Annotated in this window: 14 protein-coding genes; 11 read left to right on the forward strand and 3 right to left on the reverse strand. The window is 52.7% G+C overall.

All coding sequences use genetic code 11. From position 1 onward, the window contains the following. The first annotated feature begins 2 nt into the window (after positions 1–2). The 9 genes from murD to lpxC all read left to right on the forward strand — a co-directional run bounded on the left by murD (position 3) and on the right by lpxC (position 10,291). Positions 3–1,340, forward strand: coding sequence for a UDP-N-acetylmuramoyl-L-alanine--D-glutamate ligase (murD, locus tag QWF21_RS02700; RefSeq protein WP_330086502.1), 1,338 nt, complete (start codon positions 3–5; stop codon positions 1,338–1,340). Continuing rightward, a complete protein-coding gene (gene ftsW, locus QWF21_RS02705) occupies positions 1,337–2,530 on the forward strand; it encodes a putative lipid II flippase FtsW (RefSeq protein ID WP_330086503.1) in 1,194 nt (397 codons plus the stop codon). The genes murD and ftsW overlap by 4 nt, the downstream gene beginning before the upstream one ends. Further along, entirely contained in the window at positions 2,527–3,618 is a 1,092-nt protein-coding gene (gene murG / locus QWF21_RS02710; protein WP_330086504.1) for an undecaprenyldiphospho-muramoylpentapeptide beta-N-acetylglucosaminyltransferase, read from the forward strand. Before ftsW ends, murG begins: the two co-directional genes overlap by 4 nt. Next, a complete protein-coding gene (murC, locus tag QWF21_RS02715) occupies positions 3,615–5,069 on the forward strand; it encodes a UDP-N-acetylmuramate--L-alanine ligase (RefSeq protein ID WP_330086505.1) in 1,455 nt (484 codons plus the stop codon). Before murG ends, murC begins: the two co-directional genes overlap by 4 nt. After that, a complete protein-coding gene (locus QWF21_RS02720) occupies positions 5,066–5,986 on the forward strand; it encodes a D-alanine--D-alanine ligase (protein ID WP_330086506.1) in 921 nt (306 codons plus the stop codon). The genes murC and QWF21_RS02720 overlap by 4 nt, the downstream gene beginning before the upstream one ends. After that, positions 5,983–6,732, forward strand: a complete 750-nt coding sequence (locus QWF21_RS02725) for a cell division protein FtsQ/DivIB (protein WP_330086507.1) — start codon at positions 5,983–5,985, stop codon at positions 6,730–6,732. The genes QWF21_RS02720 and QWF21_RS02725 overlap by 4 nt, the downstream gene beginning before the upstream one ends. Then, positions 6,729–7,964 carry a cell division protein FtsA gene (gene ftsA, locus QWF21_RS02730; protein WP_330086508.1) on the forward strand — a complete coding sequence of 412 codons (1,236 nt, stop codon included), beginning with the start codon at positions 6,729–6,731 and terminating at the stop codon, positions 7,962–7,964. Before QWF21_RS02725 ends, ftsA begins: the two co-directional genes overlap by 4 nt. A gap of 114 nt (positions 7,965–8,078) precedes the next feature. Continuing rightward, positions 8,079–9,239 carry a cell division protein FtsZ gene (gene ftsZ, locus QWF21_RS02735; protein WP_330086509.1) on the forward strand — a complete coding sequence of 387 codons (1,161 nt, stop codon included), beginning with the start codon at positions 8,079–8,081 and terminating at the stop codon, positions 9,237–9,239. 140 nt (positions 9,240–9,379) lie between these two features. Further along, entirely contained in the window at positions 9,380–10,291 is a 912-nt protein-coding gene (gene lpxC / locus QWF21_RS02740; RefSeq protein ID WP_330086510.1) for a UDP-3-O-acyl-N-acetylglucosamine deacetylase, read from the forward strand. Between the two features lie 85 nt (positions 10,292–10,376). Here lpxC and QWF21_RS02745 read toward each other — a convergent pair whose 3' ends face one another. Further along, the gene (locus tag QWF21_RS02745) at positions 10,377–10,871 is read right to left on the reverse strand and encodes a DciA family protein (protein WP_330086511.1); all 495 of its coding nucleotides are present in this window, start codon (positions 10,869–10,871) and stop codon (positions 10,377–10,379) included. A 166-nt stretch (positions 10,872–11,037) separates the two neighbouring features. On the opposite strand from QWF21_RS02745, the gene secA reads away from it, so the two are divergent. Together secA and mutT are read left to right on the forward strand one after the other, a co-directional pair. Further along, a complete protein-coding gene (secA, locus tag QWF21_RS02750) occupies positions 11,038–13,749 on the forward strand; it encodes a preprotein translocase subunit SecA (protein ID WP_330086512.1) in 2,712 nt (903 codons plus the stop codon). Further along, complete coding sequence (gene mutT / locus QWF21_RS02755; protein ID WP_330086513.1) at positions 13,749–14,180, forward strand: 8-oxo-dGTP diphosphatase MutT; 432 nt, start codon at positions 13,749–13,751, stop codon at positions 14,178–14,180. Before secA ends, mutT begins: the two co-directional genes overlap by 1 nt. 8 nt (positions 14,181–14,188) lie before the next feature. On the opposite strand, the gene yacG is transcribed toward mutT, so the two are convergent. Together yacG and zapD are read right to left on the reverse strand one after the other, a co-directional pair. Continuing rightward, complete coding sequence (yacG, locus tag QWF21_RS02760) at positions 14,189–14,425, reverse strand: DNA gyrase inhibitor YacG (RefSeq protein WP_330086514.1); 237 nt, start codon at positions 14,423–14,425, stop codon at positions 14,189–14,191. 40 nt (positions 14,426–14,465) lie between these two features. Next, positions 14,466–15,212, reverse strand: a complete 747-nt coding sequence (gene zapD / locus QWF21_RS02765; protein WP_330086515.1) for a cell division protein ZapD — start codon at positions 15,210–15,212, stop codon at positions 14,466–14,468. Positions 15,213–15,220: the final 8 nt, after the last annotated feature.

Here is a 15,220-nt window from a genome sequence, read left to right on the forward strand (position 1 = left end):
GAATGCTGAGCAAGTGGCGACAACAACGTATCGCTGTAGTTGGTCTGGGCCTGTCGGGTCAGGCCACGGTGCGTTTTTTGCTGCAGCATGGTATACGGCCAGTGTTGATGGATACACGTCGTAAACCCAGTGGTTTGACGGATTTGCCGTTAGATAAAACCGATGGCTTGTATCTGGGCGAACTGGATGCGAACAGACTGGCACAAATGGATGTATTGATTGTCAGCCCCGGGCTGGACTTGCGGCATTCAGCGATTCGGTTTGCGGTGGCGCAAGGGGTGGAAGTGATTGGCGATGTGGAGTTGTTTGCCCGCTGCAATGACAAACCCGTGATCGCAATAACCGGCTCCAATGGCAAGTCGACGGTTACCCGGATGGTCGAAGCCATCCTGCAATACAGCGGTATCAAGGCCATTGCAGCTGGCAATATTGGTTTGCCTGTGCTGGATGCCATCCAGCAACCAGATAGTGAGATGTTTGTGTTGGAGCTGTCCAGTTTCCAGTTGGATACCACCACGAGCTTGCGTAGCATTGCCAGCACCATCCTGAATGTCTCGGCCGATCACCTGGATCGTTATGCCTCTATGCAAGCTTACTGTGCATCGAAACAACGGGTGTATCAGGGATCGCAGCAAGCGTTTTACAACAGAGCCGATGCAAACACCAACCCGAAGAGCTCGGTCAATGAGCAGCACAGTCTCGGGCTGGATGCACCGGAGGCCGCTGACGGTTATGGCATTATGGCCCGGGCGGGGCGTTATTATTTGATGTTGGCAGGCAGTGAATTAATGCCGGTCAGTCAGTTGCCGCTGGTTGGACGCCATAATCAATACAATGCGCTTACTGCGGCTGCGCTCAGTTTGGCCGCCGGGGCGGATTTTGCCAGTATCCGGCATGAGCTTAGCCAATTCCGTGGTCTGGCACATCGGTGCCAACTGGTGCAGAGCAAGGATGATATTCGTTGGATCAATGATTCCAAAGCCACCAATATTGGTGCCACTCTGGCTGCGCTGGAAGGCTTACGTCCAGACATTCAGGGCCAGTTGATCTTACTGGCTGGTGGCGATGGCAAAGGCCAACAGATGTCTGAGCTTACTGCCGGTTTGCAGCAGGTTGATCAGCTAATTACCTTTGGCCAGGATGGTCCGGCTATCGCAGCGTTAAAGACGGGCAGCTTCCAGGTCAAAGATATGGCCGAAGCAGTCAAACAAGCGGCCAGTCTGGCCAAGCCAGGCGATGTCGTTTTGTTATCTCCGGCCTGTGCCAGCCTGGATATGTTCGATAATTACCAACAGCGTGGAGAGCTTTTTGCTCAGTTGGCGAAGGAGGTGGCCCGATGAAAGCCCTGACTTTGCCACTGTGGCCAAAACTGCAAAGCATGTTGTTAGGGCAGGATGAGCCCCGTGATTACGACAGCTTCTATTTAATGCTGTTACTGGTGCTGCTGGCGATTGGAGTGGTTATGGTCACCAGTGCTTCAGTCCCTGTGGCTGAGCGGCTGTTTGGTAACCCCATGCACTTTACTTACCGCCACCTTATTTTCCTGGGTATTGGCACAGCCATGGCGGTTGCGGTGTTGAATGTACCGGTGCATTGGTGGCACCAGAGTAACTTGCTGTTGTTGGCATTGGCGGTTGCAGGCTTAGTTGCCGTGCTGCTGTTTGGCCGCACCGTCAATGGTGCCACGCGCTGGCTGGCATTGGGGCCTATCGGCATCCAGGCGGCGGAGCCTGCCAAATTGTTCTTTTTTGTATACCTGGCCAGTTATCTGGTGCGGCGGCATGAAGAAGTGCGTGACAACCTGAAAGGCTTTGGTAAACCCATGCTGGTATTGCTGGTGCTGTCGGTGCTGTTATTGTTGCAGCCTGATATGGGAACCGTGATTGTTATGTTTGCGACTGCATTGGTGTTGCTGTTTTTAGCCGGTGCCAAGCTGTGGCAATTTATTGTCCTGATGCTGACGGGTGGCTGCGCTGTACTGGTGCTGATTGTCTACAGTGAATACCGATGGCGCCGGGTTACAGCTTTTCTGGATCCCTGGGCAGATCCTTTTGGCAGTGGTTACCAGCTAACCCAGTCACTGATGGCATTTGGCCGGGGTGGCTTCAGTGGCCAAGGGCTGGGGAACAGCATTCAAAAGCTGGAATACTTACCTGAAGCGCACAACGATTTTATTTTTGCCATTATCGCTGAAGAAATCGGCTTTCTCGGTGTCTTTGCCGTGCTGGGGCTGCTGTTCTTATTGGTAGCGAGAACACTGTGGATTGGGCGCCAAGCCATGCTCAAGCAGTTGCATTTCCACGGTTTCCTGGCTTTGGCATTGGCCATCTGGTTCGGTTTTCAAACCGCAGTCAATATCGGTGTGGCCAGTGGGGTGTTACCAACCAAAGGGCTGACGTTGCCTTTTGTCAGCTCTGGCGGCAGCAGCTTAATCATTATGCTGATGGCTGCCGCTTTGGTGCTGCGAATTGATTTTGAAGTTCGAATGGAAGGCAAGCAAGCGATAAACCGGGGAGGGCGCAGCGGATGACAGTCAGAGCGCCTACCGTATTGCTGATGGCTGGCGGCACCGGCGGCCATATCTTCCCGGCACAGGCACTGGCCGAAGAATTGGCCGGACGTGGTTGGCACATCCATTGGCTAGGCACTGCGGATCGAATGGAAGCCGACTTAGTGCCAAAGCTGGGCTGGCCATTTCACAGTATTCGGGTACGAGGAATACGGGGCAAAAGCATCCTGCAATTGCTTACTGCTCCCTGGATGCTGCTGCGGGCTATCTGGCAGGCCCGGCAATTGCTGCAACAGCTGCAGCCGGATCTGGTGGTTGGCTTTGGCGGTTACGCCAGTGGTCCCGGTGGCATTGCCGCCTGGTTAGCGCGCAAACCATTGTTTATCCATGAACAAAACGCGGTCGCTGGCACCACCAACCGTTGGCTGGCGCGCTTGGCGGCTCGGGTGTTGGTGGCATTTCCGCAGGCATTTGCAGGCCATCCCAAGCAGCAGCTGGTCGGTAACCCAGTGCGTAAAGCATTGATTTCAAATAAAGAGAAAAGTGAATCACATCCAGAGCTGCGGGTGCTGGTACTGGGTGGCAGCCTGGGAGCGCAAGTGTTAAATCAAAGGGTACCGGAGCAACTGGCGCAGTTGGCAGGGCCAACGACCATTCTGGTCCGGCATCAAACGGGCGCCGCGATGCAGCAGCAGGTGCAGCAGCAGTATCAACAACTGCATTCCGAGCAGTTTCAGGGGCAGTCGTACGCCTTTATTGACGATATGGCCGCAGCCTACCACTGGGCTGATTTGGTGATTTGCCGGTCTGGTGCCCTGACGGTTAGCGAAGTTGCCTGTGCCGGGGTTGCGGCGGTCTTTGTGCCTTTACCGCATGCCATTGATGATCATCAAACGGCCAATGCCAACTGGCTGGTTGCACAGCAAGCCGCCTGGTTATTGCCACAGCAGCAACTGGAACAAGGACAACTGACGGAGTTACTGCGGCCGGTGATTGCAGAGAAAACACAGTTACAACAGCTGGCGGTTCGTGCCCGGCAGTGTGCTTTAAACGATGCAGCACAGCAGTTGGCTGCAGCCTGTGAACAACAACTGGGAGCTCGGGTATGAACAAAGCAGTATTACCAAAGCACAGTCAGGCTATGCGCCGTATTGGTCGCATTCACTTTGTCGGCATTGGCGGTGCGGGCATGGGTGGAATTGCCGAAGTGTTACTGAACGAAGGCTACAGCATCAGTGGCTCCGACATTGCACCCAATACTGTGGTAGAGCGGTTAATTTCGTTGGGGGCTGATGTGCGCTTTGGCCACAGTGCAGACCATATTCAGGGCGTAAGTGTGGTGGTAGTCTCCAGTGCTATCGCCAAAGACAATCCGGAAGTGGCAGCGGCGCTGAGCCAGCGTATTCCGGTGATCCGCCGGGCTGAAATGCTGGCCGAGTTGATGCGGTTTCGTCATGGCATTGCCATTGCCGGAACCCATGGTAAAACCACCACCACCAGTTTGCTGGCCTCGATCTTCGCCGAAGCCGGCACGGATCCAACCTTTGTGATTGGCGGCTTACTGAACTCGGCCGGCAGTAATGCCAGGCTGGGTACCGGGCCTTATCTGATTGCTGAAGCAGATGAAAGCGATGCTTCTTTCCTGCATTTGCAACCGATGGCGGCAGTGATCACCAATATTGAACCGGATCATATGGATACCTATGGTGGCGATTTTGAAAAGTTAAAAGCTACCTACGTGGAATTCTGCCACAACCAGCCATTTTATGGCGTGGTGGTGGCGTGCCTGGATGATAGCGTGATCCGGGAACTATTGCCGGCCATAGGGCGCCCGGTGCTGACCTATGGTTTTAGCGAGGATGCGGATTATCGCATTAGTCAGTTTGGTCAGATAGGTGCCCGTAGTCAGTTTGTGATTACTGATCCTGCGCAGCGGCAGTGGCAGATTGAACTGAATTTACCAGGGCAGCACAATGCGCTGAATGCAACCGCTGCCTTTGCGCTGGCACAGGACGAAGGCATTGAAGAACAAGCCATTCTGGCGGCCTTACATAATTTTGCTGGTATTGGCCGGCGTTTTCAGCAGTATGGCGAGTTTGATACTGGTCAGGGCAAGGTGTTGATGGTGGATGACTATGGTCATCATCCAACCGAAGTCGCTGCCACCATAGCGGCAGCACGTAATGCCTGGCCTGATCGTCGGCTGGTGATGGCCTATCAGCCACATCGTTACAGCCGTACCCGTGATCTGTATGAGGACTTTACCCAGGTTTTATCCGCAGTGGATCAACTGCTGTTGCTGGATGTGTATGCAGCTGGTGAGGCGCCTATCCCCGGCGCAGACAGCAAAAGCCTGTGTCGCTCCATTCGCGCCCGTGGCCAGGTCGATCCGATCTATGTTGCACCACCACAAGAGCTGGGCACAGTGCTGGCGGATGTGTTGAAAGATGGCGATGTGCTGTTAACGCAAGGAGCCGGCAATATTGGCGCTTTGGCGCGTCAGCTGTCTGAGAAAAAGCTGAATTGCGCTGCATTAAAGCAGGCTGGGGGTACCGAATGAGCCAGTTCGGACGTGTAGCGGTGTTATTTGGTGGTGGCTCGGCCGAGCGGGAGGTTTCCCTCCGTTCCGGTACTGCTGTCCTTAAAGCCTTGCAGCAAAATGGTGTTGACGCCTATGCCTTTGATCCCAAGTCGCAGCCATTGGCTGAGCTTGCCGCCAGCAAACCTGACCGGGTTTTTATTGTGTTGCATGGCCGCGGAGGCGAAGACGGCAGTATGCAGGGAGCCTTGGAACAACTGGGCTTACCTTATACGGGCAGCAAGGTACTGGGGTCGGCGTTGGCAATGGACAAGATTCGTTGCAAGTGGTTGTTTCAGGCACAGGGCATTGCTACGGCCGATTTTCGGGTGCTGCGTTCAGTACCAGAGGCAACCACAGCTTTACTGGCGGAGCTCGGTGGTAAAGTGATGGTCAAACCGGCCAATGAAGGCTCCAGCATCGGCATGAGCATGGCCGACAAGGTGGCTGATTTGCAAACGGCGGTGGCTGAAGCATTGCGTTTTGATCAGGATGTGCTGGTAGAGCGTTGGATCCAGGGCCGTGAGCTGACAGTGGCGGTATTGGGTGAACAGGTACTGCCCATCATTGAGATGCGGACGCCACATACTTTTTATGATTATCAAGCCAAGTACCAGGCCGATACCACCGAGTATCTGTGTCCGGCACCGATTGATGCAGCCTTAACTGCACGGGTACAGCAACTGGCCTGGCAAGCCTTTACTGCGGTAGGCGCTTCGGGCTGGGGACGGGTTGACTTTATGTTGGATCAGCAGGGCCAGCCTTATGTATTGGAAGTAAATACGGTGCCGGGCATGACAGAGAAGTCGCTGGTACCTATGGCGGCGAAAGCCGCTGGTCTGAGTTTTAGTGAGCTGGTGCTGCAGGTGCTGGCGCAAACCAGGCAGGATCAAGTATGAGCAGCAGCGCTAACAACCAGCAAGACCGCCGGGCATTCTTTGCCGGGTTGGCTTTTTTTGTGCTGGCCTTGTTGGCGCTTGGTTGGGGTGGTTGGCAGTTGCAGCGCTACATAGAGCAGCAGCAAACTACGCCGATTGCTCAGGTCCGCTTATTTGGCGATTTTAGACATATTGAGCCCACCCGCTTGCAGCAACTGCTGCATGATCATTATGTCGGTAATATTTTTCGGGTGGATGTGGAGCAGGTGCAGCAGTTCCTGTTGCAGCAGCCCTGGGTGTATCAGGCAGCCGTGCGCAAACAATGGCCGGATACACTGGTGGTGGTGGTCACAGAACAACAACCGGTGGCAATCTGGAATGACCAACAACTAATCAACCAGCATGGTGAGCTTTTTCAGGCACCACTGGACCAATTGGTTGCCGTATTACCGGAGCTAACAGGCCCCACTGGCAGCGAGCAGGATGCCCTGACCATGTTCCGTTACATTGAGCAGTTGCTTAATTTGCACCAGCTCAGTGCCGGGCGACTGGAGTTATCAGAACGCTTTGCCTGGCAAATCGAGTTAAATAATGACATCCGGCTAAAGCTTGGGCGTCAGCATACAGTACCACGAGTACAGCGTTTTCTGGAGCTGTACCCGGTGCTGCTTGAGCACAGCGATGCAGATATTGCCGAGGTGGACTTGCGGTACGACACAGGGGTAGCCGTACGCTACAGCACAACAGAACAGAAGAGAGAAGCATGACGAAGTCGGTGGATCGGGAAATGATAGTGGCACTGGACATTGGTACTGCGCAATGCAAAGCCGTGGTTGGTGAAGTCACGCCAGATAACAAGCTGAGCATTGTCGGAGTGGGTACCCATACCACCCGCGGCATGGATCGTGGCGGGGTGAATGACCTGAATCTGGTGATGCAATCTGTGCAGCGGGCCATCAATGAAGCTGAATTAATGGCTGACTGCCAGGTTTCTTCGGTCTATCTGGGGATCAGTGGCAAGCACATTCGTTGCCAGAACGAAAGTGGCATGGTGCCGATTGGCGATACCGAAGTGACAGCGGAAGATGTGGCCAGCGTGATCCATGCGGCCAAATCGGTGCCGATTTCGGCCGAGCGTCGCATGCTGCATGTGTTGCCCCAAGAGTTTTCTGTGGATATGCAGGAAGGAATTAAAAGCCCGGTTGGTATGTCCGGGGTACGAATGGAAGCGCGGGCACACATTATTACCTGTGCCAATGATATGGCGAAAAACATTGAAAAGTGTGCCGAGCGCTGCGGGTTGAAAGTCGATCAGCTGATTTTTTCTGCGCTTGCCTCCAGTTACTCGGTATTAACCGAGGATGAAAAAGAGCTGGGAGTCTGTGTGGTGGATATGGGTGGGGGCACCATCGATATTTCTGTTTACACCAACGGGGCAGTCCGGCATACCGCTGTGGTGCCCGTTGCAGGCAATCAGGTGACCAGCGATATCGCCAAGATTTTTCGCACCCCGATAAGCCATGCCGAGGAAATTAAAGTCCAATACGGTTGCGCACTGCGCAGCATGGTTGGAAAGGAAGAGAATATCGAAGTACCCAGTGTTGGTGGCAGGCCGGCTCGCAGCATGTCGCGTCAAACCCTGGCCGAGGTGATCGAGCCTCGTTATCAGGAACTGTTTGAGCTGGTGCTGGAAGAAATCCGCAGCAGTGGGCTGGAAGAGCAAATTGCAGCTGGGGTGGTACTGACTGGTGGTGCAGCCAAAATTGAAGGCGCGGTCGAGTTTGCCGAGGATGTGTTTCAGATGCCAGTTCGGCTGGGGCACCCCATGCAGGTGACAGGTTTGAAAGACTATGTGCAGGACCCGGCTTATGCCAGTGTGGTTGGTCTGTTGCTGTACGGGCTGGAAAGTCAGGAACAGGGCAAGGCAGCCAGCAGTCCGAAAGATACGGTCAGCGGGTTAGTCAAAAAACTAACCAGCTGGTTTAAGGGTGAATTTTAACGGCAGCTTCGGCTGTCAGGCGGCTTCAGCGATGAAGCCAACTATGGATCCGCCGGTTGCAGCTCCTGACTCAGAGCCGCAACTGAACGAAAAGCGAAAAACGGAGAGAGAGCAATGTTTGAATTAATGGATAGTCACAGCGAAGAAGCTGTAATTAAAGTCGTGGGTGTTGGTGGTGGCGGCGGTAATGCCGTGGAGTATATGGTTGCCAGCAACATTGAAGGGGTGGAGTTTATTGCTGCCAATACAGATGCGCAGGCATTGCGTAACTCATCGGCAAATGTCACTTTGCAACTGGGCGCTGCTGTTACCAAAGGCCTGGGTGCGGGTGCTAATCCGGATATTGGTCGCCGCTCTGCTGAAGAAGACCGGGAAACCATCAAAAAGTCCATCCAGGGGGCTGATATGGTCTTTATTGCCGCTGGCATGGGGGGAGGTACCGGCACCGGTGCAGCACCTGTAGTTGCTGAAGTGGCAAAAGAGCTGGGCATTTTGACCGTTGCAGTGGTTACCAAACCTTTTCCGTTTGAAGGGAAAAAGCGTACTGCGTTTGCCGAAGACGGTATCCTGGAACTCAGCCGGCATGTCGACTCCCTGATCACCATTCCTAACGACAAACTGCTCAAAGTGTTAGGCAAAGGTACCAGTTTGCTGGATGCGTTCAAAGCAGCGAATAACGTACTGCTTGGCGCTGTCCAGGGCATTGCTGAACTGATCACCCGTCCAGGTCTTATCAACGTCGACTTTGCTGATGTGCGAACTGTTATGTCTGAAATGGGCACCGCCATGATGGGCACCGGTACTGCTTCAGGCTCTGATCGGGCCGAAGAAGCCGCCGAGCAGGCAATTTCCAGCCCTTTGCTGGAAGATATCGACTTGTCTGGTGCAAAAGGCATTCTTGTCAACATTACTGCAGGTTTGGATATCAGCATTGAAGAGTTCGAAACTGTAGGTAATGCAGTGAAAGCCTTTGCTTCGGAAAACGCCACTGTGGTGGTTGGTGCAGTGATCGATCCGAATATGTCTGAGGAACTTCGGGTCACTGTTGTTGCCACAGGTATAGGTGCGGCGCGCCGGCCAGATATCAGCCTGGTGGCAAACCAGCGTCAGGAAGTGTCTGCACCGGTATATCGCACTGCAGGTGGCAATACGGCTCAGCAAATGCAAGCTGAAGTCGTTACCCAGCCTAAAGTGCAGGCCGAGCAGCGGGTAGAGCAAAAGCCTGCACAGGATATCTTCGATATTCCGGCATTTTTGCGTAAACAAGCCGACTAAACGGCGACTAAAGTGGATGGGTGCAACTGAATCAGGCGATTGAGTTCATCGCAGCTTCAGTTTCGCTTGGCATACTATGTTAACATATGCTATGCTGCGCGCCCGCTTTGGGTTGTTCATTTTTTGAACTGGAAACGACTATGATCAGACAACGTACTATTGCACAAACTGTCCAGTCGGTTGGGGTTGGCCTGCACAAGGGTGAAAAGGTCACGCTCACTCTCCGGCCTGCGCCTGATCACACCGGGATCATATTCCGGCGGGTTGACCTGGATCCGATTGTAGACTTTAAACTCAATCCTGAAATGGTTGGGGATACGGTGCTTTGTACTTGTCTGATCAATGACGATGGCGTGCGTTTGTCTACTACCGAGCACTTAATGGCTGCGGTAGCCGGGCTTGGTATCGATAACCTGATTGTCGAAGTCGATGCTGCCGAAGTGCCGATCATGGATGGCAGCGCCAATCCATTCATTTATTTGTTGCTGGAAGCTGGCATCAGTGAGCAGAAGCAGCCGAAAAAATTTATCCGTATTAAGCGGCCGGTTCGGATAGAAGATGGTGACAAGTGGGCTGAGTTTAAGCCGCACAACGGCTTTAAGCTGGATGTGGCTATCGACTTTGATCACCCGGTGATTGCCGGCACCCAGCAACGTTTGCAGATGGACTTTTCTGCCGCCAGCTTTATCAAAGACATCAGCCGTGCCCGGACTTTTGGCTTTATGCAGGACATTGAATACCTGCGTGCCAACAATCTGGCGTTAGGTGGCAGCTTTGATAATGCCGTGGTGCTGGATGAATTCCGGGTTTTGAATCAGGATGGCCTGCGTTACGATGATGAATTCATTAAGCACAAGGTACTGGATGCTATAGGTGACTTGTATATGGCCGGCTACAGCATTCTGGGTGAGTTCAGTGCTTACAAAACGGGCCATGCGCTGAATAACAAGTTGCTGTGCGCCATGCTGGCAGATGAAGCCAGCTGGGAATTCGTTACTTTCGAAGACGATGCCGAGATGCCTATCTCTTATTTGGCACCGCAGTTGGCTTAAATTACCGCTTCATCAAAAAAACCAGCCTCGGCTGGTTTTTTAATGCCTGCATGGCTGATTACTGCATAGCCGCAGCATGGGCGTATTATCGACCTTTTCGACGAATGAGCTGTTCAATTTTTTCTTTCAGCAAACCAGAGCTGGCATCGGCCAATTGTTGCAGACGCGAGCTGGCATCACTTACATCAGGTTGTCTGGCGACTGTTTTTTTCGGCAGCGGGGGGGTGATCCTGGCCTTGGGGGTGATTTCAATGTCCAGTCCGGCCAATTCAGGCAAGATTTTTTGGCGAAAATTGTCTAAAATGGCGTCGCGTTGCATTTTGACCCGGGTAGCCCAGGCGGCCGATTGGCACAATATAACCGCCCGTCCCTGATGGATGCGGGCAACCTGACAGCCATGCTCTGGGTGTTGCAGCAACTCAGTCAGCAGTTGATTGAACTGCTGCAGTTGATGAAAGCCTTGTTGATGCTGCAATAAAGGCAAGCTATCAAGCAGGTTGTTTAGGTGCGCGGGTTTTTGTGAGTAACGGGCCATAACGGTATCTGCCAGACGACTGGTTGTTAGTGTAGCATGCTTCACTTTTTACTGCCTACGCTTGAAACCAGCCCAGGCCAACTCCATATCAGCTGAATGTTCCAGTATCCGGCGCATTGCGGCAGTGAAAGTTGATTGGACATCCGGTGCAGAGATGGGTAATGTCACCCGCTGATAAAAAATTTAAATCGAATTAAATGGTAACCAAAACATGTTTGGAAAATTGTTCACCAAGTTGATCGGCAGTCGCAATGACCGTTTCTTAAAGAAACTGCAAAAAAAAGTTGATGAGATCAATGCGCTGGAAGCCCAGTTTGAAGCGCTTTCCGATGCTGAGTTAAAAGACAAAACCGCAGAATTAAAACAACAGGTTGCTGCCGGCGCTACCTTGGACGATGTGTTGGCTCCCGCCTTTGCCACGGTACGTGAAGCCAGTAAGCGTGTGTTTAAAATGCGCCATTTCGATGTCCAGCTGATAGGTGGCATGGTGTTGCACCAGGGCCGTATCGCAGAAATGCGTACAGGGGAAGGCAAAACCTTAACGGCGACCCTGCCAGCTTACCTGAATGCACTAAGTGGTGAAGCGGTCCATGTTATTACCGTGAACGATTATCTGGCGCGGCGTGATGCGGCCACCAATGGCCCCTTGTTTGAGTTCCTTGGCCTGACTGTAGGCGTGAATGTCCCTGGCATGCACCCGCAAGAAAAGCAACAGGCTTATGCTGCAGACATCACCTATGGTACCAACAACGAGTTTGGCTTTGATTACCTGCGCGATAACATGGCCTTTTCTGCCAAAGAGCGGGTACAGCGTAAACTGGCTTTTGCCATTATTGATGAAGTCGACTCCATTCTGATCGATGAAGCCCGTACCCCACTGATTATTTCCGGGCCTGCTGAAGACAGTTCCGAGCTGTATAAAAAAATCAATACCCTGGTGCCTCAGCTGCAAAAGCAGGAAAAGGAAGACGAAGAAGGGGTGGAAGGTGATGGCCACTTCACCATCGATGAAAAAGCGCGTCAGGTGTACCTGACTGAGTTGGGGCAAATCCGGGTGGAAGAGATGCTGAAAGAGCATGGTTTGATCCAGCCGGATGACCATTTGTTCTCAGCCGCCAACATCACCCTGCTGCACCATGTGTATGCCGCTTTACGCGCACACAATCTGTTTAAGAAAGATGTGGATTATGTGGTGAAAAACGGCGAAGTCATTATCGTCGATGAGCACACCGGCCGTACCATGGAAGGCCGGCGCTGGTCTGAGGGCCTGCATCAGGCGGTGGAAGCCAAAGAGGGTGTCAAGATTCATAATGAAAACCAGACACTGGCATCCATTACCTTCCAGAATTATTTCCGTTTGTACGATAAATTAGCGGGTATGACGGGTACTGCCGATACCGAAGCATTTGAATTCCAGCAAATCTATGGGTTGGAAACCATTGTGATCCCAACCAACCGACCTATGGTTCGGCAGGATATGCCGGATCTGGTGTATTTAACGGCGGTAGATAAATATCAGGCCATTATTGAAGACATTAAGCAAAGCCGCGATGCCGGTCGCCCGGTTTTGGTGGGTACTGCTTCCATTGAAAGCTCGGAATACTTATCGGGCTTGCTCAATAAAGCCAAGATAAAACATCAGGTGTTGAATGCCAAGTTCCATGCCAATGAAGCACAAATCATTGCTCAGGCCGGGCAACCTGGCACCGTCACCATTGCCACCAATATGGCAGGCCGTGGTACCGATATTGTGTTAGGCGGCAACTTGCAGGCAGAACTGGCGGCACTGGAAAATCCGACAGAACAGCAACTGGAGAAACTAACTGCTGACTGGCAACAGCGGCACGATGCGGTCATTGCCGCCGGTGGTTTGCATATCATTGCTACTGAGCGTCATGAGTCACGCCGTATTGATAATCAGCTGCGGGGACGTTCAGGTCGTCAGGGCGATCCGGGTTCTTCGCGTTTTTATCTTTCGCTGGAAGATCAGTTAATGCGTATCTTTGCCTCCGATCGCATGGCTGGCATGATGCGCAAGTTGGGGATGAAAGAGGGTGAGGCGATTGAACACCCGTGGGTGAGCCGGGCCATAGAAAATGCGCAGCGGAAAGTAGAAGCCCGTAACTTTGATATTCGTAAACAGTTGTTGGAATTTGACGATGTTGCCAATGACCAGCGTAAAGTGGTGTATGAGCAGCGTAATGAGCTGATGGATGCAGAGGATATTTCCGATACCATCCAGGCGATTCGTACCGATGTGGTGGACTCCGTGATCAGCCAGTACATCCCACCACAATCGCTGGATGAATTATGGGATGTACCAGCACTGGAGCAACGGTTAAAAGCAGACTTCTCCATCGAGTTGCCTATTACACAGTGGTTGGCAGATGACAACAAATTGTATGAAGAAAAACTGCGCGAACGCATTCAGCAGGAAGTAGAGCAAGCCTACAGCAACAAGGAGCAGATGGTAGGGCCGCAAGTGCTGCGTCAGTTTGAAAAGGCCATCATGCTGCAAAGCCTGGATACGCACTGGAAAGAGCACCTGGCGGCGATGGACCATTTGCGTCAGGCGATAAACTTACGTGGTTATGCCCAGAAAAATCCAAAGCAAGAGTACAAGCGTGAGTCGTTTGAGCTGTTCTCGCAAATGCTCGATAACCTGAAAGTGGATGTCGTCAGTGTGTTGAGCCGTGTTCAGGTGCGGGCTGCTGAAGATGTTGATGCGGTAGAAGAGCAGCGTCGTAAGGCGGATGCGGTACCGCATGAGTACCAGCATGCTGAAGCCGAACAGGTGGGAGGTGAGGCACCTGCCCAGGCGGCTGGACCTGTTGTGCGTGATGGTGTCAAAGTTGGCCGTAATGATCCTTGCCCCTGTGGTTCGGGCAAAAAATACAAACAGTGCCATGGTAAGCTGAACTGATGCCAGGCACTGCAACAAAGAAGGGGCCTGGAGCCCCTTTTCTTCATGTGGCGGTTGGGGTGATCACCCGGCAGGGGCGTGTGTTACTTGGTCACCGCGCCAGCCATCAGCATCAAGGCGATAAGTGGGAGTTCCCTGGTGGAAAGCTGGAGCCCGGGGAGTCTACATTGGCTGCATTAAAACGAGAGCTGTTTGAAGAGCTGTCGATTGAGTTGCACCAGGCGAAACCCTTGATGGAGGTGCACCACCAGTACCCGGAGCGAGACGTACTGCTGGATATATGGCTGGTCGAGTCATTCAGCGGCGAGCCGAAAGGTATGGAAGGACAGCAGGTTGCCTGGTTCGCTGTCAGCGAGCTGGCTGCGCTACGTTTCCCGGATGCCAACCAACCTATTGTTGAGCGGGTCAGGCAGTTATTGAGTGCTCCTTAATAGCACTCTTAGTTGCGAAAGAACTCGTTGTCTTGCCCCATCAACTCGGCTTCGAGTTCTGCCAGGTAGGCTTCACCTAACTCTGGAGCTACCGGGCTTTTGTCGGGGATCCGATGATTTTCTGCCGCCCAGTCGCCTAAATCTATCAGTTTGCAACGCTCACTGCAAAAGGGGCGGAAGCGGGACTCAGGTGCAAACACCACCTCGGTAGTGCAGGTCGGGCATTGGACCACGGGTTTGCTCATTGCTCAGGTTTCCGTCGGTTGGCTGATTCAGCCTGCCATTTTAACAGCATGCCATGGCAAAGGGGATGGTTTTTTCTGCCGCAAAGCGTCCACTGGCATCACTGAGTTGCATAAAGCGAATGGCAAAACGGTATTTGTTACCGCTGATGGTTGGGTACACTCCGAGCGTATTGTCGTACTTCACCCGCAATAACTCGTATTGATCGGTCACACTCTGTAAAAAGCCATTTTCTGCTTCGAAGTCCTGGAACTGACCCCGTTCCCGAACAAAGGTCAACACAAAATCAATGCTCTGGACGGTGAGTGCCAGTTGCTCCATCCATTTTGTCAGCGCCTGCTGTTGTTGCTCTGCAGGCAAATGACACCAGTAGTGCAGTTGTGGTACATCAAAGAAGCAGGCCCCTCCGGGTATGGAAAAGCGCTGTCTTAATGGGCTTAGAAAAGCATCCTCTTTAAACTGACTGCATAGCTTGCTGCTGCGATTCAGTTCGCTTTGCAGACGCACGGCTTTTTGCAGCATGTGCTGCAAGGCATCGTTGGATACGGACGGATGTTTGGACCAGCTGACCAGTGCTTGTTCGCACCGTTCGATATCTTTTACCAAATCGGTACGTACATCATTCCGCTCCATCAAATCAAGCAAAGCAAAAAAACTGGTGAAAAAAGCGTGCTGCTGGGCAGGATCCTTCAGGCTGGTGTGGGATTGCACCTGATGGCAGAGGTGTTCAATGCGCAAATAGGTCCGTACTTTTTCATTTAATGGATGTTCATACAATACGTCAGTCATGGTGTTTG

Source organism: Alkalimonas mucilaginosa, assembly GCF_036327005.1.
GTDB lineage: Bacteria > Pseudomonadota > Gammaproteobacteria > Enterobacterales > Alteromonadaceae > Alkalimonas > Alkalimonas mucilaginosa.